Raw genomic sequence first — 17,697 nt, 5'->3', positions numbered from 1 at the left:
ATTGAAACAGCTTATTTTCTCATGTCAGAAAATAGTTTGGCATTTCGATTAGAAATAGAAAGGAGAACACGAGTATGAAGCTAAAAACAGAAAAAAGGATGAGCAGTTCCCTCAGCCGTCTGACGCGTGGGTTGATGGTCGCTGTTTTGCTCGTCAATTATCTACCAATAACAGGTCTGTCTGGCACGGATAAAATCGAGGCAGTCACAGGAACGGCTGCGGCGCCGGTCATTAAAAAAGGGCTTGATCACACCAGTCTCTATATTCAGAGCGATGCCCTCCATCATCGTGGGTTGCGGGAGTATGTCACGGCTGCCAGTCCTGATGGCGGTGTGCTGAGCTATGCGTGGTTTATCAATACGAGCGACGCCTATCTCGATGGCACGGATAATGCGACGTCAGGCACTTGGGGTGATAATGGCAAAGACGCCAACGGCGATGGCAATACGGACTATCAGGGCAGTTACGGCACACAAGCCGCCAGCTCTAATATCCTTATCGCCACGACGCCAACGACTGTCGGCACGTACTACGCCTATGTCGAAATCACCAACACGACATCGGGTGGTGCCAGTACAACGGTACGGTCTAAACGTGCGAAATTGGATGTTCGGGCAAACTTGTATAATAGAAAAACAGATGGTACAAATCCTTCAGGTAACAACGTTATTCCAGATTACTATATCTTTCCACCAAGAGATAACAACGTGTCACTCAGGACTGCTAAGCCTTATTTGGACACGACTCTGTTTTACATGTCCCTGCAGAATCAGGAGTACATCGCTACGAACAATGTGCTAAGCTCTCGGTATCAGTTTGATATTGGTGTCCAACGAGGTTACGATATGTATGCCGTAGGGAATTCTTCAAAAGTTGAGGATATTTCTACTGTACCAGGGAAGATTTATGAGTTTTCTTTCATTCATACAAGCTGCAACCAAGAGACATCCGGGCCTGCTGTTGAAAAAGATTTCTTGGGATTTACTGTTGCGAAATCAAAATTGGAGGAGAGTGACTATTCGCCGACTATCCTTAATCGTTACTGGGATGGGACAGACAACATTTCAGCTGATGATGATAAGGATAATGGAAATCAAACCTTTAAATTTGATACGACTTATATGAGTTCTGGTGGCAGTACGAACTATGGTGTCTATCCTTATGGGATGAACCCTGGGGCTCAAGGTACCAACTCAACGACAAAGGATCCACATTTCATGTCGGATATTTGGGGGCAAGAGTTCGGTACGGACTACTTCTTTGATATTGCCAGAAGTATTCTTTTCCCCGACACGTTTGATTACACCAAAAAACCAGCTGGGCAAAGTGCCTATGACTGGCAAAAATCATTTTATGATGCTGCTGGGGTTACACCCGGTGTGACTAGTCCATCAGTTAGTAACTTATCTGGCAGTTCGGATGTGCCGGTTAATTCTAACTTTTTAGCACGAATTAATGCTTTAAATAAGACCAATCAATTTACGGCAGCCACTTATGGTGGTGACCCAGTTCAGTTGTTTCTTAGTAATGACGGCACGGTTCAACCAGGGCGAACTGATGGCAGTATCAGTAAAAAAAGCGGTTATGTGACGATTCCTGAAACACAGGGGGCAACTGTTCTGGCTTTCACCTCACTTTCGGCTGATAATACAGTCAGTGATAATGGCTTAGATCAAGTCGTTTTCCAACCAATTGCCAAACCGACCATCAGTGAAACGCAAACCTATGCAGGAAATAATTCGCTCACAGTCAGCGGCACGAAAGCTGACTACGCTTATGCCTTGGTAGATGTTTCACAGGGTTATGCACAATACGTGGCGAATGTTGGGAGTTACACGACAGACGCGACGATTGACACCAGTCTTGGAGAGGGTGATAACTGGTTCACGACGTCCAACGCTAGCATTACCTTTGGTAATCTCGGCGTCGGTCGGACTTACCGCATCATCGCCATCCCGCAGGCTGCCATTCAAGTCGAAACTGGCTCCAATGTCACCCCACTCGATGTCCTTGATACGGACGCTTGGGTGGACACGACCATTGCCGTACCGGCTGTTGAGGGGCATATCCTTTCAGGCGCTTATCATGATGGCGGTATAAACAAAGGGCGCGTTCGGATTCGCCAAGCCAACCTTGGCAACTACTATGCGCTTTTGGCGGTGGATAGTACAGGCAAGCCAATCACGACGAGTGCTGTTAGCGACTGGGTGACGCCAGATGCTAACGGTGAAGTGGTCTTTGAAAATCTGGCACTTCAAACGGGAGATAATCCTTACGTCGTCATTGCCAAACCGCAGTCCTTCTTCACCTTTGACTATGCCAAGGCGACTTATTCGCCGACTGAAACCTATCAGGCTGGCGATAATATCCCATCAGGCTTTTCTGAGGGGGATCCTGTCATGATTGCAACGCCTGTCACGATTACCAATGCGGTGACCAATCTGGCGCTGGGCAAAAGTGAAATCACCCGAAGTCTTGGCAGGGTGGATGATGAAGATAACGATGCAGGGACAGATACAATCACGATTACTTATGATGCGACTTACCGCGGGGGCGGGTTAGCATTTCCAGCTAACACAACTGCCATCGCCTTTGATAAAACCCGCGGCACAGTGGCCGGTCTGAAAGGCTCAGTCGATGTCAGCAGTCAGTCAACCGCTACCTTTAGCGTACCAACCGACGGCGACTATGATGTCATCCTGCAGTTTGGTGCTCATTACGACCTACCGATTGTTGCGCTCGCGGCACCTGACCCGCTCGTTATCGATTATGTCAATGAAAATCTTTTGACTAACGGTCTGTCAGGGGCTGCCGGTTATAACACGCAAGGCAATGTCGACTATCGCTTAGAAAGTGGTGGTAACTACTATCTTGGGACAAGCGCCACGACTGTTGTGCAGGGGTCGAATACACAGCCCATCAGTCTGACACCGGCGCTAGACGATACAGCCCACCCTTATCAAGCAGAGGGGACGCTCAGCTACACCAAACACATGGCGGATACCACACGGACGATAGGGGTTCAGCGGACATTGGCTGTGCCGCAACGCCCTGCAGCTCTGAGCATGGGCAATGAGAGTACGACGGCTGCGACGGAGGCTTATGAGGTTGAGGTCGATTATCCTGCCGAAGTGGTGGGCAATACAAGCGGTCAAGCCATCCTACTCAGTCATGATGCCTTTACGACGAGTAGCGCTGTGGCTGCTGGTGCGGCGCCGAGTTCCTTTGCCAGTCTTGGCTGGACGGGGAATGCCGCACTGACGTTGTCAAGTCGGACGGCGGCTATCGCGAATACGGCTTTCAAAGGTCGTATCGCTGAGACGACGCTTATCGAGCGCCCCGCTGCACCGATTCGGAGAAATGTCAGTGGCGATGGGGTAACGATTACGCCGTCAGGCACCGATAACATGGTTTTTGCCACTTATTACGGCACGGAGACGATTCAGGTCGGCGGGGTTGAAAAAGATGGATCGGTCATCAACGGCGCCGGTCTCCCTAGCACGATGACGCTTAACAACGATTTAACCTATACCAACCATCAAGATGGCAACATCTACAACTTTGCTTTTGCGGCAACGACAAACGCCCCAAGTTCTAAGTTATTAGAATACTCAACGCCTATGTTAGTGTCAAGTGTTGACTTCGGCGATGTGCCATACGGTCAGCTAGGTCCTAAAACAGTGGGGCTAGCCCCAAGTTCTTTCCCAGCTGGTGTGAGAAAAGAGGCGCTCAACCTAGAAAACACAGGCAGTCAAAACTACTGGCTAGATGTGCAATATACCACAGCACCGCCAACAACCGGTACACCTATGAAATTCGATAACCTCGGCCTCTTCGGCTTTACAGGTGACGATAATCAGCCAGATACTTACGGGGCTGGTGGTAATGGAGGTAGCCTCATCTTTGGCGACTTTGCTAACCTTGTCTCTCCAAACCAGATTCTGAGTGGTGCAACAGATGACCGCTTCAATCTTATCTTGGGGAGTGTTACTAGCATGGGGAATTGGACACCAGAAGTTCCGACGAGCAGTACCTCTAATAATATCAACACCACCCCAGTCGGTCTCTATACCACTCGGATTAATCTGGCTTATAGTGAGGACAAAGATACCAATGGTGTCCTCCAAACGCCAACCGAAGTGTCAGCTGAAGTTCGCATCAATATCGTGCAAGCCAAATGGGCAGCACCTGAGATTGCGACCCAAGCCTCACAAGTGGCGAGTGGGACAGATGCCAAAGGGCTGACCTACAGCGTGACAGAAAACAGTCTTGACTTCAATCTGCTTTTAGACGCTGAGGTGACCGCATCAACGCTACAAATCTCGACCAATGGTGGGGTCAACTGGGTCAATCCGACGAGCTTGACACTCGTATCAACGTCGGAGTCAGGTCAGGCGATTCAGCACATCAAAATGACCCAGACCAGTGATGGTCAAGCTCTTCAATCTGCGACGACCTACACCGTCATGTTCCGAATTGTCGCAGATAATGGTGGTAATGGCAACCACACCCAGAGTGACACGGTGACCAAGACATTCTGGACACAAGTGGCAGCGCCGACGGATAAAAATGACTTTGTCGACTATTTTAAAGAAACGTTGAGCTTTACGTCAGCTTATGGCGTGACGATTGGCGGGATTACAGCAACATCAGGCACATCCGTGACGCATCAGTTCGATGAAGCAACGCAAACCTTAGCACTGACCGCCACAGCTTTAGCGCATGACGACTACCCAGCCAGTGAGCCGGTAGACTTTATCTATGTACGTTCAGCCAAACCAAACTTGACGCCAAACGGCGAGTCAATCTACTATAATGGCTCTGGCTCGATTAGTAGTACAGGTGCGATTGAGGTCAGAAATGACGGGGCGCTTTATAACGGTAGTCCATCGACGACTAAGGGTGGCTTGTATTCCGGCATTTTCTATGCACGAACACCAGCCACGACCTCAAGTTTCGCATCAGAAGAAGTGAACGTCTTGCTTTTACCGCAAGCCTACCATGTCCGTGTGAAATCGGCAGCGGTTGTCGATAATTCTATCGGCGCCAGTGGCTACACGAGAGAAGCAGCGGGCAGTCTCTATTTGATGAAAGACAGTCCGCAGGCCTACACGACATCCTTTACGGATGCGACTTTCTCACGGATTGGCTATAACGCTCAGACGTCACACCAGATGAATACGGGCACTGCAGACTTTACAAGTGGTGGTAGCTCAGTCGTCGTGACCGATGCGGCAAGTCAGACGAACTTTACAACGCAGTCCAACTTGTTTACGAACTTCAAAGCTAATCTTGATAGCACGAATAGTCTGGCACGCCTTGTGACTTGGAAAGGTCATGAAGCACTGACTTATACGGTAGAAATTCCGGCGACTATCACAGGTACCACCTCGGGCACTAGTGCTGATGTGACGATTAAAGCTTGGAATGGTAGCCAACGGACGATACCGCAAGGTAGTACGATTAATCTTAAAGTAGCCAATGCTAACAGTACGGTGCTGACCAACGCCGGTACGACTATGGCTTATAGCCTGAAACTCACTGACACTACGCCACTTACTGGTGGCAGTATTGTCAAATCAATTACGGCAGCACAGGCAGATAGTTTAGCAACGACGACTACTGGCGCAGCGCAAGGTTTCTCAGCAATCGTCTCTGGTACGCCACAGGTCGCAGGCAACTATACCGGCGCTATTACATTCGAAGTTGGCTTGACTTTGCCGGATGAAGAATGAAGGATAACGCTGAAGCTGAAAGTCAACGACTAATTGATAACTTAAATAAAAGAAAGGAGTAGGATTTGGAAAATAAACCCGAAAACACAGACACGCTGGTTGAAACAGCGGGGTCAACAGACGACAAGCGCAAGAAAAAACGTGGCTTGTTACTACTGATTACACTACTCGTTTTACTGATGGTTGGGGGGAGCGCATTTTTCGTGAAACACCCACAGAAGTTACCTCAAACGTTACAAAATGCGCTGAATTTAGACAGCGCACAAAGCGACACGAAGCAAGAAAAAGCCAGCACGCCCGCCAAACAGGAGAGTATCCAAATCAGAGGTTATCCTGATGTTCAGCTCAAGGTACAAGCCACTGACATGCACCTCGCCTTGGAAAATCCCAAGGGCAATCCGTGCTATATCCAGTTTACTATCCGCCAAGTCGACCCGAAAACGGGTGCTAAGGGCGAGGTGCTTTATGAATCTGGGGATGTTGCCCCGGGCAAATTTATCAACGATCAGACGCTCGCCCATGGCTTTGAGCAAGGGGAGTATCCGATCGTCATCGAGAACCACACCAAGAGTTTAGATAAGAGTCATACCGCCATGAATGGCATGGATGTGCATACGAAATTAATCGTCAACTAAACTAGCGACTTTGAGCGAAAGCGCAGGTCAAGTTTCAAGATTTCATCAAGTGAAATCTTAGAAAGGAAAGCAGATGAAACGGAAAATGTTAATCGGGCTAGGAATGAGCCTAGCGGCAGTCTTGTTGAGTCGTACGGCTGATGCGGATGTTAATACCCCAGGAAATGGAGCATCAGCTACGGGCACAACGAATGTGACCTACACGGTACCATCGACTTATACGGTGGTTATTCCGTCAGCTTTAGCTATTACAGCAGCAGATACTTATGTCGGCGACACCAATAATGTCTTTATCAAGACAAGCTCACAGGTGGGCGCGACAGAGACAGTGAAAGTGACGATGCCGACACCTCAAACGTTTAAAGCAGTGAATGGGACATCAGAAATCCCTTTGACGATTAGCCATCAGGCGAATGGTGTGGGTACGGCGACTGAGGTTAGCAGTCTGGCGTCTGAAGTGACCTTGTTAAGCAAGACAGGCACGGAGATTGGGGCAGAAGACAGTACTGGGGAGACTGCTACTGTTGGTGTGGCAGCACTGTCAGCGACGGTCAAGGCTAAAGCAACAACAGCTCAAATCGCCACTGCTAGCTTTGCAGGTCTGCATACAGGGACTATTCAGTTTGCAGTTACTAAAGGGACATAGTCCCTAAAATAGAGGAGTAAGCAGATGAAAAATCAAACATTGCGCAAATCGCTTGCAGGCTTGGTACTGACCAGCGCTTTAGTGGCAGTGCCAGTTTTGGCAGATACGAATACGAATGGGTCTTGGGGAACAGATGACGGAAAAACGGTTGTTGACTACACCGTAACTTCAAACTATACGGTCGTCATTCCCGGAACGTTGACTGCACCGACAAACGGTACTTATACCGGTGCTGCCAATAATGTCTTTATCAACAGTAACTCAACGATTGAGGACGGCAAAAAGATTACGGTGGCATTGGGCGCTAGTCAAACTTTTGAGGCTACGTTGGGGATGACCTCAACAATTCCGTTTACGGTTCAATATACCAGTAAAATTGGTGCAACGACAGGTACGCCAACGCCTATCACGTCGGTTGGCGGTACAGCAACGACTGTATTGGAACAAACGAGTGCTCAGATTGCGGCAGTTACATCAGAAGATGCGCTAGATGCTACGACTGGTAGCGATGCGCTTTCTGCTCATGTAGAGGCAGCAGTAACGGCAGCTCAAGCAGAAAAGGCAGATGTCGCCGGTACCCACACGGGTACGGTTACTTTCACAGTTGCTTTAAATAACACATAAGCGCATAAGGAGGGATATGATGAATAAAAAACAATTAACTAGCCTAGCGGGTCTTGCTTTGGGCGTGACTTTACTTGTGACACCAGCTTTTGCGGATACTTATACGAACGGTTCTTGGGGAGGTAGTGAAGATGGTAAAACAGATGTGACCGTGACAGTCGCACCGACTTATACCATCACAATCCCAGCGTCATTTAGCTTTACAGCAGCAAATGCTGAGCAGAATGCGAATGTTGCCATCTCTAAAGACTCACAACTGAACGCGAACGGCAGCCTAGAGGTTAAGATGACCAGTACATTGGCAGCGATTAAGACTTATAGCGCAAATACCTCTACGATTCCATTCACCCTTGCTTATGGTGCTTCGAAAACACCCTATACTAGCGGTAATACAACAATTCTTACAAAAACAGGTGCGGAAATTGGTGTAGCAACGACTGATTTGACAGAGACTGTCTATGTGAATGTGCCTAGTCTTGCAAGCGCAACAATTGCGGGTGAACACGCTGGCACAGTGGACTTCTCAGTCATCTACACACTAGGTAGCTAATACACACCTCATGCAAATAGTAGAAAGGAGGGGCTAGCTTTGTTAAAACAAAAAAAGAGACAGGCTCAGTTCTTCTCTTGTATCATGCTGATGGGGCTGACATTGGTGTATTCGGTGGTGAGCATGGCTGCAACACAGGATAGTCAAACATTTTCGGCACCTCTGGCGGTCACAGTGCCATCCACCTATACTGTGACTATCCCTCAGAAATTGAGTTTAGAACATTTGGAGACGGGTAAGCAGTATTTGGCGATTACGGTGGATGCTATGCTTCAAGAGGACGAGCAAATTCAGCTCTTAGCGGTCAATGCCCCTCCTGATGGGCTAGTCGGCTTAACAAATGGTAAAGAGACTTTAAATATAGAGCATCGACGCGCTGAAGATGATAGTAAAATCACGCGTGATAATGCCATCATCGGCATGTTTAAGACAGGAAAATCGACGCATGTGTCAGTGGTGCAGTCGTCTGACTGGGATAGCATCACGACGGGCGGCACTTTCAGGGGCAATTTCAGTTATTCGGTCAAGGTTGTGAAGGGAGGTGGCTAGCCATGACAAAGAAAATCATCAGTATCCTCGTGATTTTGGCAGCCTTTCTCGTTTCAGGTCTCGCATCAGCGGATACGTTGGACGAGAGCCAGACGGATCAAGTTGCCAATCTCGCGGTGGAAACGCTCGTCCCTGAAAAAGTGACGGTCAAAGTCGTGATGACGGGCGGGAGTTTCAAGATTGGCACGCAGACCTACCAAAATCAAACGACAGTCGAGCTGCCCTATGCGAGTGACTTAACGGTCACGCCGGTGGATGGGCAGTTGACGAAAGCGGCCTTAGACTTTGCCAAGGTAACGCCAGCCTATCAGCTAGAGGCGGGTGGCATGAAAGTGTCGAAAATCCGGACGGATGGGACGGTCACGCTGACTTTTGAAAAAGTCGTAAGTCAGTCTAGTCCGCAATCACCGCAACAGTCTCCCCAAGCAACCCCTACACAAGGGCAAGGAGCGACAATCCCTCAACTGTCAGAGACTGACCGTGTTTGGCTCAGTTTACTCGGCTTAGGGCTGGTGTTTAGTCTGGTGCTTATTGCCAGCAAACGCCGTCGTGCGACTCAAGGCGAGCGATAAAAGCAAAAAATCTGGTCGCGTTAGGTGACAGATTTTTTTGATTGACCGAAAAACTTGACAAACGACAAAAATAGCGGTAGAATATTACGGTATGCTTTAATAAGAAGCAGACTGCGTGGGAGGGCATTCGCCCATTAAACCACATCACGAGAAGAGATTTCGCAAGAAATCATTATTAGGAGGAAATTATCGTGGCTAAAGAAGTACAAAACATCGTTAAATTGCAAATTCCAGCCGGAAAAGCAACACCAGCTCCCCCAGTAGGACCAGCACTTGGTCAAGCGGGTATCAACATCATGGGCTTCACAAAAGAATTTAATGCGCGTACAGCTGACCAAGCTGGCATGATCATTCCAGTTGTGATCTCAGTATACGAAGATAAATCATTTACTTTCGTAACTAAAACCCCACCAGCAGCTGTTTTGCTTAAAAAAGCAGCAGGCGTTGAAAAAGGTTCTGGTACACCAAACACTGTTAAAGTGGCAACTGTTACCAAAGCACAAGTACAACAAATCGCTGAAACTAAAATGGAAGACCTTAACGCTTCATCTGTCGAATCTGCGATGCGCATGATCGAAGGAACAGCACGTTCAATGGGCTTCACTGTCGAAGGTTAATTTTCGATTTTTCTGTCATAATTTCAGACATGACTTTGGATCATTTTGAATGATAGAGAGTATCAAAAATACTGCTTTCAGACTGAGGTCTGAATGATGTCAACCACCGATCGACTATGATGAAGCGGTGGCAGGTTGCTTGCAACCGCTAAAACCACAAGGAGAAAGAATAATGGCTAAAAAAAGCAAACAATTACGTGCTGCTTTGGAAAAAGTAGAGACGACTAAAGTATACACAGTTGAAGAAGCTGTGGCATTGGCGCAAGAAACAAACTTCGCTAAATTTGATGCGACTGTTGAAGTGGCTTACAACTTGAACATCGACGTTAAAAAAGCTGACCAACAAATCCGTGGCGCAATGGTCTTGCCAAACGGAACGGGTAAAACAGCTAAAGTTTTGGTTTTCGCTAAAGGCGAAAAAGCTGAAGAAGCGAAAGCTGCTGGCGCTGACTATGTTGGTGAAATGGAATACGTTGAAAAAATCAACGGTGGTTGGTTTGATTTCGACGTTGTCGTAGCAACACCTGACATGATGGCTGTTGTGGGTCGTCTTGGACGTGTCCTTGGACCACGTAACCTCATGCCTAACCCTAAAACGGGTACAGTTACAATGGACGTGACGAAAGCAGTTGAAGAAGTTAAAGCTGGTAAAGTCACTTACCGTGCTGAAAAAGCGGGTATCGTACACGTTGCTATCGGTAAAGTGTCATTCGAAACTGAAAAATTGGTTGAAAACTTTAAAGCCATCAACACGGTTATCGCTGCTGCGAAACCAGCAACTGCTAAAGGAACTTACATCCAAAGCTTGACAGTCACAACGACTTTCGGTCCTGGTATCAAAGTAGATCCAAACTTCTAATTCGAGCAAATCTTAAGAAGCCATTCCGTTATGAATGGTTTTTTTGTTTGGCGAGTTTTGGTAAATGAGTGAGGATGAATTGAAAATAACAGATTGTTATTAAAAGAAATTGGTAGTATTATATTGAAAAGGGTAGGCCGTATTTGCTTTAATTAATCTTGTCATAATAAGAAAATAATATTGTTTTTTATTTTTATTTTAGTTGACATTGGGGGAAAGTTTGGATAAGATTTAGAATAAGATAGATAGATGTCAAGCTAAACCTTTGATGCCGGGCTAATATTCGTGTGTGTTTGCTCGTTGCCATCTATAGATTGAGACGTGAGTGAATCGTATTTTTCTGCGTTTTTAATATCACTTGACCTGAATTTAGAATTCTGATATTATTAATGTTAAGGGGGTTATGTTATGTTGAAATTCATAGGAGGCTACATCACAGTTGCTTTTACTGTTTTATATACATTTCAGTTACTTGAAATGATAGAAATTGGTGACTATGCGATGTTTGTTGGCATGTTAGTTTTAACCTTTATCTTGAGAAAAGACGGTAAAATCAAAGAGATCATCGCATCAAATGTTTGTTTGTTGGCGATTATAGTAATCCTTTGGTTTTCTAACCATACGTTTCGCTATATTCAAAACACGAGTATGTTATTGATTTTTATTGGTGCGATGCTAATCGCTGAATTATTCGGGGGATTATGGGGACGTAAGTTTGCTCGGGATCAGCTTTAAACACACCCTATTATCACGATAACGATAAAAAATTTCAAGGTGAAACTTGAACGATATACTCGTTTAACTAAAGATAGTTTACGTATGCTATACTAGAAGTATGACCTATGATAAAACGACTCAAAATAAAGTTCTTGCTTATGGCGAAAAGCATGGCGTACGCAAGGCATTGCGCAAATTCGATATTTCTCAGGTAGCATACTATAATTTTAAAAAACGAGCTAGTAGCGATTATATAAGCCCTAGTCGAAAAACTTATTTCAAAAAGTTAGATCCCACTAAACTAAAACAGTTTGTGATTGAAAATCCAGATAGGACACTCAAAGAAATGGGTGAACACTTTAAAGTAAGTCATGTTTCTGTTTGGAAGGCTTTGAAGAAACTTAATTTCAGTTTTAAAAAAAGAAGTTTCTCTACCGAGAACGAGATGAAACAAAACGATCAGAATACACAGAAAAACTAGCGCAATTCTCAGATGACCGCATCGTTTACTTAGATGAAAGTGGCATCTCAAAGACACTTGTCCAAGAGAAATCATGGTCGCTTAAAGGTCAACCAACGATTGGAGAACGTAGTGGCAAACGTTTCAAGCGAACTAATATTTTTTGTGCTTTAGATTCTAATTTCAAGCCATTTGCCCAGTTTTTGACAGAAGAAAATTGTAATTCAAATAATTTTGAACATTGGTTTGAAACAATTTTCCTATGGTCAGTAGACCCCTGTGCAGTGGTTGTGATGGACAACGCTAGATTTCATCGGAAAGCTGTTTTGTTTGAGTTAATCAAACAGTTTAACGCTTGGTATGGCACAGCTATTCAACTCTTATTTCTACCACCATATTCGCCAGATTTAAATCCTATTGAAAAATTTTTTGGTGTTATGAAAGAGAAAATTAAGCGGTGTTCAAATAAATTTGAGACAATTTCCGAGGCAATACAAAGTGTAGTTTTTATTTAACTAAAAGAGTATATAAAAAACGAGTTCTCACTTTGAGAGCTCGTTTTGAATTTTAGTCGATAATGTGTTGATGGCATCGATGCGGGGTTGCGCTTGAAACTGATAGGCTTTGACATCTTTTTTGATGTCTGCTAGGACAAACTGTGCATAGCCAAGCTCAAACTTGACGGTATCTAAATGTTTTTTAGCCTCGGCGGTTTCTGAAATCAAGTCGCCACCGATTGCTTTTAAGTCTTTGAAATAGTCGATCATGCTCATGTCAACTTTCCTTTCTGCTTTAAGTTAATGGTACCAGGTGTCTGATACCATTGTTCTAGGGATTAAGGGGTGGTTAAAGTGCTTTGAAGTGCCTTTAAGTCAAGTTCGTGTTCGGTGAAGCTAGCCGTGAAACCATCATCTTTGCGATAGCGCGGAATCAAGTGAACATGCGCATGAAAAACAGTTTGACCTGCGATAGTCTCGTTGTTTTGGAGGATATTCATCCCGCTTGCGCCCAGTGTTTGGGTAATGTGGGCAGCGATTTTCGGGATTTTAGCAAACAAGGTTGCGGCATCTTCAGCGGACATTTCTAAAACGTTTCGGATATGTTTTTTGGGAACCACCAAGGTATGGCCTTTTGTCGTTTGCGTGATGTCAAGAAAGGCAAGGACATCGTCATCTTCATAAATTTGATATGAGGGAATCTCCCCAGCGATTATTTTACAAAAAATGCAATCTGTCATGAATTTCACCGTTTCTTTACTAGAATTTGTTATAATCATATTATAGCATTTTATGGCAAAAAGAGTATAGAGAGCGCATATGACATTAAAAATAGAAAATTTAACAGGTGGTTATTTCGGAACGACCGTTTTGAAATCGGTCGATTTGACGGTCAATGATGGTGAACTTGTTGGGCTGATTGGCCTAAACGGAGCTGGAAAGTCGACGACAATTCAGGAGATTATTGGGCTGCTGACACCTTATCAAGGACAGATTTTGCTGGATGGTTTGACCATTCGTGAGGATGCAGAAAGCTACCGTAAGAAAATTGGTTTTATTCCAGAGCAGCCAGCCTTATATGAGGAGTTGACCCTACGTGAACATATCGAAGTCACGGCGCTTGCCTATGATGTTGCACCAGAGGTGGCCATGGCACGTGCTGAAAAATTGCTGAAAACTTTCAGACTTTCTGATAAATTGGACTGGTTTCCAGCGAACTTTTCTAAAGGTATGAAGCAAAAAGTGATGATTATCTGTGCTTTTTTGACAGAGCCATCTCTTTATATCATCGATGAGCCGTTTTTGGGGCTGGATCCCCTTGCCATCAACGATTTGATTGACCTGATGTTAGAGATGAAAAAAACGGGAGCGTCTATCTTGATGTCGACCCATATTTTGTCAACAGCAGAGAAATTCTGTGACAAATTTATTGTTTTACATGAGGGGCAAGTCATCGCAGATGGTGATTTAGCAGCTTTACGTACGAAGTTTAACCTGCCTGAGGCAAGTCTTGATGAGATTTATGTTGCTTTGACAGATGAAAGTTGGCAGGCGCATGGCTAAAGACATCAATGATTTATTTGCCAAACGGCGTGGAAACTGGCGGGCGCAAACTATCAAATACCTCCGTTATGTGTTCAACGACCATTTTGTCCTCGTCCTCATGTTTCTCATTGGTTTTTCGGCCTATCAATACGCTGATTTCTTGAAAAATTTACCTGAGCATTGGTTGCCGGGCTATGGCATCGCTATTCTGGTCTCTCTCATGGTGCTCTTTTTCGGACGACTAGCAACCTTTGTCGAACGTGCAGACCAACAGTTTCTCTTAGCAAAAGAAAAGGCTGTTCAAGCCTATCTGACAAGCACTGTGAAAAAATCGCTGGTCTTTCCAGCGCTTGTGATTGTTTTGGTGACGCTTATCATCAGTCCGCTTGTCAAAAGTCCCCTTCCTTTCACGCTGGTCTGGGCTATCGTCTTAATCGTTATCAAGTATGTCCTGCTCGCGAAAAAAGCACAGTCCTTTGTCCAAAATGAGCTGATTCAGTGGCAAGCGCTCATTAATTATGAAAAAAATCGCCAAAATGCAGTGCTCAAGATATTTAGCCAGTTTACAGATGTCAAGGGCTTACAACAACAGGCCAAACGGCGCAAGTATCTGGATATCTTGCTGCCCAAGTCAAAAATGACCTATGATTATCTTTTTATCAGAACTTTTTTGCGGAGTGGAGATTATTGGCTGCTGATGTTGCGTTTGCTAGGGCTTGCGGTACTGTCGCTCATCTTTATTGATTCGGATATTTTTGCTTTATTGCTTGCGTTAGTTTTTGATTACTTACTCGTTTTTCAACTGTTGCCGATTCGTCAATCTCAGGATTATCAAATGTTGACCCATCTTTATCCGCTCAAAGCAAGTGCTAAAAATTTGGCGGCGGGCAAGTTGATTCGACATCTGACAGTTGTGGTGTGTCTGGTTGAGTTGGTGGTGAGTTTGCTCACTTTCCAGAATAAACTGCTGGCAGCTGCTTTCGTGCCAATTGCTGTCTTTCTGGGTGTGCTATATCCAAAATTTAAATTAAAATGACCAATAGCGCGCCTTTCGCTATTGTTGTTCAGATTTAGGAGGCAGGGCAGCAAATATTTGGGACTTCTCTGCCGAATAATTAACTCAAAATATGGTATGATAGATAAGATAGCGCTTGAGAAATGCGAGACAAAGCGTCATTCAGTGCTTGCTTTCGACACGATTAAACGTTAAGCATTGAAATTATTAGCGGGTTTCCCGCTCATCATTAAAGGAGTTGCCATGATGAAACATCTCGATTACAGGCACCAGGAAAAATGGGCGCTTGCTGATCATACTTTGATTCCTCAGTCGCCGATTGATGTGCGGACGGATCAGTTGCTGGCTAAGGTTGATACGTCTTTGCAGATTAATTTGCCGAGTGATCAGGAAGTCATCGTCAAAGATACGCCGATTGGGATTCAGATTTATGCCGATGGCGATTTGCAGTGGCGTGGCCATGAATATATGCTCAACCGTTTCCATTTTCATGACGGCGCAGAGCATTTGGTCAATGGTAAAAGGCACGCAGCAGAGATTCATTTTGCTTTTGAGAGTGTGGACATTAACCAGCTCGTTCTGGCTGTTTTTGCGGATGTCGATGAAGCTTGCACAGATGACAGTATTCAGACGCTGTTAAATAGTCCCCATAAATTGGTTGACTTTGATATTAATAAATTGTTACCTGAAAATCAGACTTTCTGGACGTATAAAGGCTCCATGACGACACCGCCATTGAACCAAACGATTACTTGGCTGATTTTAGAGGAGCCGATTAAAATTTCACCAGCTGAAAAAGATTTGTTACAAGATAAGTTACGCAGCAATTACCGCAATATCCAAGCAACGCAAGATCGCGATGTTTATCGTATTGAAGATTAAGTAAAACCCCTCAGATTTCGTAAATGAAATCTGAGGGGTTTTGTCTTAAAGGGTCACAATTTTTGTGCCGTGAACATAGGCGCTACCCGTTTGGGCTGCCACTGTTTCAGCATTGGCAGCAGTCACGCCACCACCTGCTAAAATCTGGATGCGACCATCAGCATAGCGGACGAGTTCAGCAATTTTGTCAGTATTGACAGGTTTGTCAAGGCTGTCGCCGTGCATGAGAATTTTGTCAAAGCCAAGTGTGACAAGTTCATCAATGGCAGATTTTTGCAAGTCTGCTGGAATCTCGTCAAAGGCCATGTGAAACGTCACGGGCAGTCCTTGACTCGCAATCATCAAGGTTTCCAAAACTTCTAAATCTAGCGTATTATCACCTGTCAGCGCACCGAATACCAGCTCACTTGTGCCAGCTTCAACGGCTTTGAGAATGTCAGACTCCATGATGCGAAGCTCCATCGAGTTATAGACGAAGTCGCCACCCCGTGGGCGAATCATGCTGGCAAAGGTTGTTTTCGTATCCGTAAGGTAGTCGGCGGTTTCCTTGATGACGCCGTAGCTCGGGGTCGTGCCGCCCGCTGCGAGGTTGTCGCAAAGCTCAATGCGCTCAGCACCAGCCGCCACAGCGCGGGGAATATCGGTAAAGTTTTCAGCACAAAATTCTCTGATTAACAAAGTTAAGTCTCCAATCTGTTTTTCGATTACTTTGATTATACCATATCTAGCTTGAAAATAATTTAAAAATAGTATATACAAAATTATATATACATGTTATAATGAATGTGCTAAATGATTTGAAAGCGGTTACTTTTAAAGTTTTGGATAAGCCTTTGAGCGAGCAAAGGTCGCGAATGATCCCGCTTGGACGAAGCGCTAGCGCAGGTCAAGTTTCAAGATTTCATGACATGAAATCGCAGAAAGGAAGTGGAAAATGGCAGGTTTAAATGACAACCTTAAAAAACTGGTCATAGCGGCAGCCTATGCCTTGCTTTCAGCTATTTCAGTTAATCTGTTTTGGTTACCGGGTGGCATTTATGCCAATGGTGTGACGGGGTTTGCCCAGTTGGTCGTTGCTTTATCAGGTAAGTTTAACTTGCCCATGTTGGATTTAGCAACATTGGTCTTATTTATCAATGTGCCGCTTTTAATTCTTGCTTGGTTTAAAATTGATCGTAAGTTTACCATTTTTACGATTGTTGCGGTCTTTCTGACATCGGTATTTATGAAGCTCATTCCTGTTGTGGCACTGACAAGTGATCCTGTGATTTGTACGGTATTTGGTGGTGTCATTCATGGTCTAGGCGTTGGCATTACTTTGAACAGTGATTTTTCAACGGGAGGTTTAGATATCATCGGTATCCTCGTTAGAAAAGTAACGACGCGCAGTATTGGTACAATTTTTACGGCTTTTAACTTAGTGATTGAATTTACCGCAGGTTTTGTCTTTGGTTGGCGCTACGCCTTGTATTCAGCGATGACGATCTTTATCAATGGTAAAGTCATTGATTTTGTCAATACGAAAGAGAAAAAAGTGCAGCTTTTGATTGTGACCAAGCATGCAAGTGAGATGTTGCGGCGCATTCAAGCGAGCCATCAAAGCGGCATTACAGTCATTAATCATGCACAAGGTGGCTACTATCATGAGGCACAAGATATTTTATTATTAGTTGTCACCAGTCATGAGTTGAACAAGATTGCTGACGTGGTCAAAAAAGTCGATCAGCTAGCCTTTATGAGCATTACCAAAGGCATCGAAACAAATCGCAGTACAAGTCAATGGGGTTAAAAAGA

18 protein-coding genes and 1 pseudogene are annotated in these 17,697 nt (G+C 45.0%); 16 read left to right on the top strand and 3 right to left on the bottom strand.

From position 1 onward, the window contains the following. Positions 1 to 74: 74 nt before the first annotated feature. The 12 genes and pseudogenes from RsY01_RS07425 to RsY01_RS10920 all read left to right on the top strand — a co-directional run. Positions 75 to 5,735, top strand: coding sequence for an RHS repeat domain-containing protein (locus RsY01_RS07425; RefSeq protein WP_094784922.1), 5,661 nt, complete (start codon positions 75 to 77; stop codon positions 5,733 to 5,735). 65 nt (positions 5,736 to 5,800) lie between these two features. After that, complete coding sequence (locus RsY01_RS07420) at positions 5,801 to 6,370, top strand: hypothetical protein (protein WP_094784921.1); 570 nt, start codon at positions 5,801 to 5,803, stop codon at positions 6,368 to 6,370. A gap of 73 nt (positions 6,371 to 6,443) precedes the next feature. Beyond that, positions 6,444 to 7,016 (top strand): hypothetical protein, encoded by a 573-nt coding sequence (locus RsY01_RS07415; protein ID WP_094784920.1) that lies wholly within the window; start codon positions 6,444 to 6,446, stop codon positions 7,014 to 7,016. A gap of 24 nt (positions 7,017 to 7,040) precedes the next feature. Further along, entirely contained in the window at positions 7,041 to 7,640 is a 600-nt protein-coding gene (locus tag RsY01_RS07410; protein ID WP_094784919.1) for a PA14 domain-containing protein, read from the top strand. Positions 7,641 to 7,656: 16 nt separating this feature from the next. Further along, a complete protein-coding gene (locus RsY01_RS07405) occupies positions 7,657 to 8,190 on the top strand; it encodes a hypothetical protein (RefSeq protein ID WP_133063198.1) in 534 nt (177 codons plus the stop codon). A gap of 39 nt (positions 8,191 to 8,229) precedes the next feature. Continuing rightward, a complete protein-coding gene (locus RsY01_RS07400) occupies positions 8,230 to 8,739 on the top strand; it encodes a hypothetical protein (RefSeq protein WP_094784917.1) in 510 nt (169 codons plus the stop codon). 2 nt (positions 8,740 to 8,741) lie between these two features. Continuing rightward, a complete protein-coding gene (locus RsY01_RS07395) occupies positions 8,742 to 9,311 on the top strand; it encodes a hypothetical protein (RefSeq protein WP_094784916.1) in 570 nt (189 codons plus the stop codon). A gap of 191 nt (positions 9,312 to 9,502) precedes the next feature. Next, entirely contained in the window at positions 9,503 to 9,928 is a 426-nt protein-coding gene (rplK, locus tag RsY01_RS07390) for a 50S ribosomal protein L11 (RefSeq protein ID WP_003139488.1), read from the top strand. Between the two features lie 172 nt (positions 9,929 to 10,100). Then, positions 10,101 to 10,787, top strand: coding sequence for a 50S ribosomal protein L1 (gene rplA / locus RsY01_RS07385; protein ID WP_094784915.1), 687 nt, complete (start codon positions 10,101 to 10,103; stop codon positions 10,785 to 10,787). Between the two features lie 408 nt (positions 10,788 to 11,195). Next, positions 11,196 to 11,522, top strand: a complete 327-nt coding sequence (locus RsY01_RS07380) for a hypothetical protein (RefSeq protein ID WP_094784914.1) — start codon at positions 11,196 to 11,198, stop codon at positions 11,520 to 11,522. Positions 11,523 to 11,622: 100 nt separating this feature from the next. Next, positions 11,623 to 11,985, top strand: a complete 363-nt coding sequence (locus RsY01_RS07375; protein WP_094784913.1) for an IS630 transposase-related protein — start codon at positions 11,623 to 11,625, stop codon at positions 11,983 to 11,985. A gap of 14 nt (positions 11,986 to 11,999) precedes the next feature. Next, positions 12,000 to 12,479: pseudogene (locus RsY01_RS10920) on the top strand (IS630 family transposase); the annotation flags it as partial. Positions 12,480 to 12,506: 27 nt separating this feature from the next. On the opposite strand, the gene RsY01_RS07365 reads toward RsY01_RS10920, so the two are convergent. Further along, positions 12,507 to 12,737 (bottom strand): hypothetical protein, encoded by a 231-nt coding sequence (locus tag RsY01_RS07365; protein ID WP_094784911.1) that lies wholly within the window; start codon positions 12,735 to 12,737, stop codon positions 12,507 to 12,509. A 62-nt stretch (positions 12,738 to 12,799) separates the two neighbouring features. After that, positions 12,800 to 13,201 (bottom strand): HIT family protein, encoded by a 402-nt coding sequence (locus RsY01_RS07360; protein ID WP_094784910.1) that lies wholly within the window; start codon positions 13,199 to 13,201, stop codon positions 12,800 to 12,802. A gap of 79 nt (positions 13,202 to 13,280) precedes the next feature. On the opposite strand from RsY01_RS07360, the gene RsY01_RS07355 reads away from it, so the two are divergent. The 3 genes from RsY01_RS07355 to RsY01_RS07345 all read left to right on the top strand — a co-directional run bounded on the left by RsY01_RS07355 (position 13,281) and on the right by RsY01_RS07345 (position 15,903). Beyond that, a complete protein-coding gene (locus tag RsY01_RS07355; RefSeq protein WP_094784909.1) occupies positions 13,281 to 14,024 on the top strand; it encodes an ABC transporter ATP-binding protein in 744 nt (247 codons plus the stop codon). Continuing rightward, positions 14,017 to 15,042 (top strand): ABC transporter permease, encoded by a 1,026-nt coding sequence (locus RsY01_RS07350; RefSeq protein ID WP_157905799.1) that lies wholly within the window; start codon positions 14,017 to 14,019, stop codon positions 15,040 to 15,042. Before RsY01_RS07355 ends, RsY01_RS07350 begins: the two co-directional genes overlap by 8 nt. 222 nt (positions 15,043 to 15,264) lie before the next feature. Beyond that, positions 15,265 to 15,903: a carbonic anhydrase family protein gene (locus RsY01_RS07345; protein WP_094784907.1), complete on the top strand. Its 639-nt coding sequence runs from the start codon at positions 15,265 to 15,267 to the stop codon at positions 15,901 to 15,903. A 45-nt stretch (positions 15,904 to 15,948) separates the two neighbouring features. On the opposite strand, the gene RsY01_RS07340 is transcribed toward RsY01_RS07345, so the two are convergent. Beyond that, positions 15,949 to 16,581, bottom strand: a complete 633-nt coding sequence (locus RsY01_RS07340) for a copper homeostasis protein CutC (RefSeq protein WP_094784906.1) — start codon at positions 16,579 to 16,581, stop codon at positions 15,949 to 15,951. Between the two features lie 256 nt (positions 16,582 to 16,837). Here RsY01_RS07340 and RsY01_RS07335 point away from each other — a divergent pair, with 256 nt between their 5' ends. Then, positions 16,838 to 17,692 (top strand): YitT family protein, encoded by an 855-nt coding sequence (locus RsY01_RS07335; protein WP_094784905.1) that lies wholly within the window; start codon positions 16,838 to 16,840, stop codon positions 17,690 to 17,692. Positions 17,693 to 17,697 lie beyond the last annotated feature (5 nt).

The organism is Pseudolactococcus reticulitermitis, assembly GCF_002260845.1.
Lineage (GTDB): Bacteria > Bacillota > Bacilli > Lactobacillales > Streptococcaceae > Pseudolactococcus > Pseudolactococcus reticulitermitis.
Note: the sequence above shows the minus strand (reverse complement) of the source record. Positions and strands in the feature narration are given on the sequence as shown.

Coding starts and splice junctions, on each gene's coding strand:
- RsY01_RS07425 (WP_094784922.1), top strand. CDS start 75: ATGAAGCTAAAAACAGAAAAAAGGATGAGCAGTTCCCTCAGCCGTCTG.
- RsY01_RS07415 (WP_094784920.1), top strand. CDS start 6,444: ATGAAACGGAAAATGTTAATCGGGCTAGGAATGAGCCTAGCGGCAGTC.
- RsY01_RS07410 (WP_094784919.1), top strand. CDS start 7,041: ATGAAAAATCAAACATTGCGCAAATCGCTTGCAGGCTTGGTACTGACC.
- RsY01_RS07405 (WP_133063198.1), top strand. CDS start 7,657: ATGATGAATAAAAAACAATTAACTAGCCTAGCGGGTCTTGCTTTGGGC.
- RsY01_RS07395 (WP_094784916.1), top strand. CDS start 8,742: ATGACAAAGAAAATCATCAGTATCCTCGTGATTTTGGCAGCCTTTCTC.
- rplA (WP_094784915.1), top strand. CDS start 10,101: ATGGCTAAAAAAAGCAAACAATTACGTGCTGCTTTGGAAAAAGTAGAG.
- RsY01_RS07380 (WP_094784914.1), top strand. CDS start 11,196: ATGTTGAAATTCATAGGAGGCTACATCACAGTTGCTTTTACTGTTTTA.
- RsY01_RS07375 (WP_094784913.1), top strand. CDS start 11,623: ATGACCTATGATAAAACGACTCAAAATAAAGTTCTTGCTTATGGCGAA.
- RsY01_RS07365 (WP_094784911.1), bottom strand. CDS start 12,737: ATGAGCATGATCGACTATTTCAAAGACTTAAAAGCAATCGGTGGCGAC.
- RsY01_RS07360 (WP_094784910.1), bottom strand. CDS start 13,201: ATGACAGATTGCATTTTTTGTAAAATAATCGCTGGGGAGATTCCCTCA.
- RsY01_RS07355 (WP_094784909.1), top strand. CDS start 13,281: ATGACATTAAAAATAGAAAATTTAACAGGTGGTTATTTCGGAACGACC.
- RsY01_RS07350 (WP_157905799.1), top strand. CDS start 14,017: ATGGCTAAAGACATCAATGATTTATTTGCCAAACGGCGTGGAAACTGG.
- RsY01_RS07345 (WP_094784907.1), top strand. CDS start 15,265: ATGATGAAACATCTCGATTACAGGCACCAGGAAAAATGGGCGCTTGCT.
- RsY01_RS07335 (WP_094784905.1), top strand. CDS start 16,838: ATGGCAGGTTTAAATGACAACCTTAAAAAACTGGTCATAGCGGCAGCC.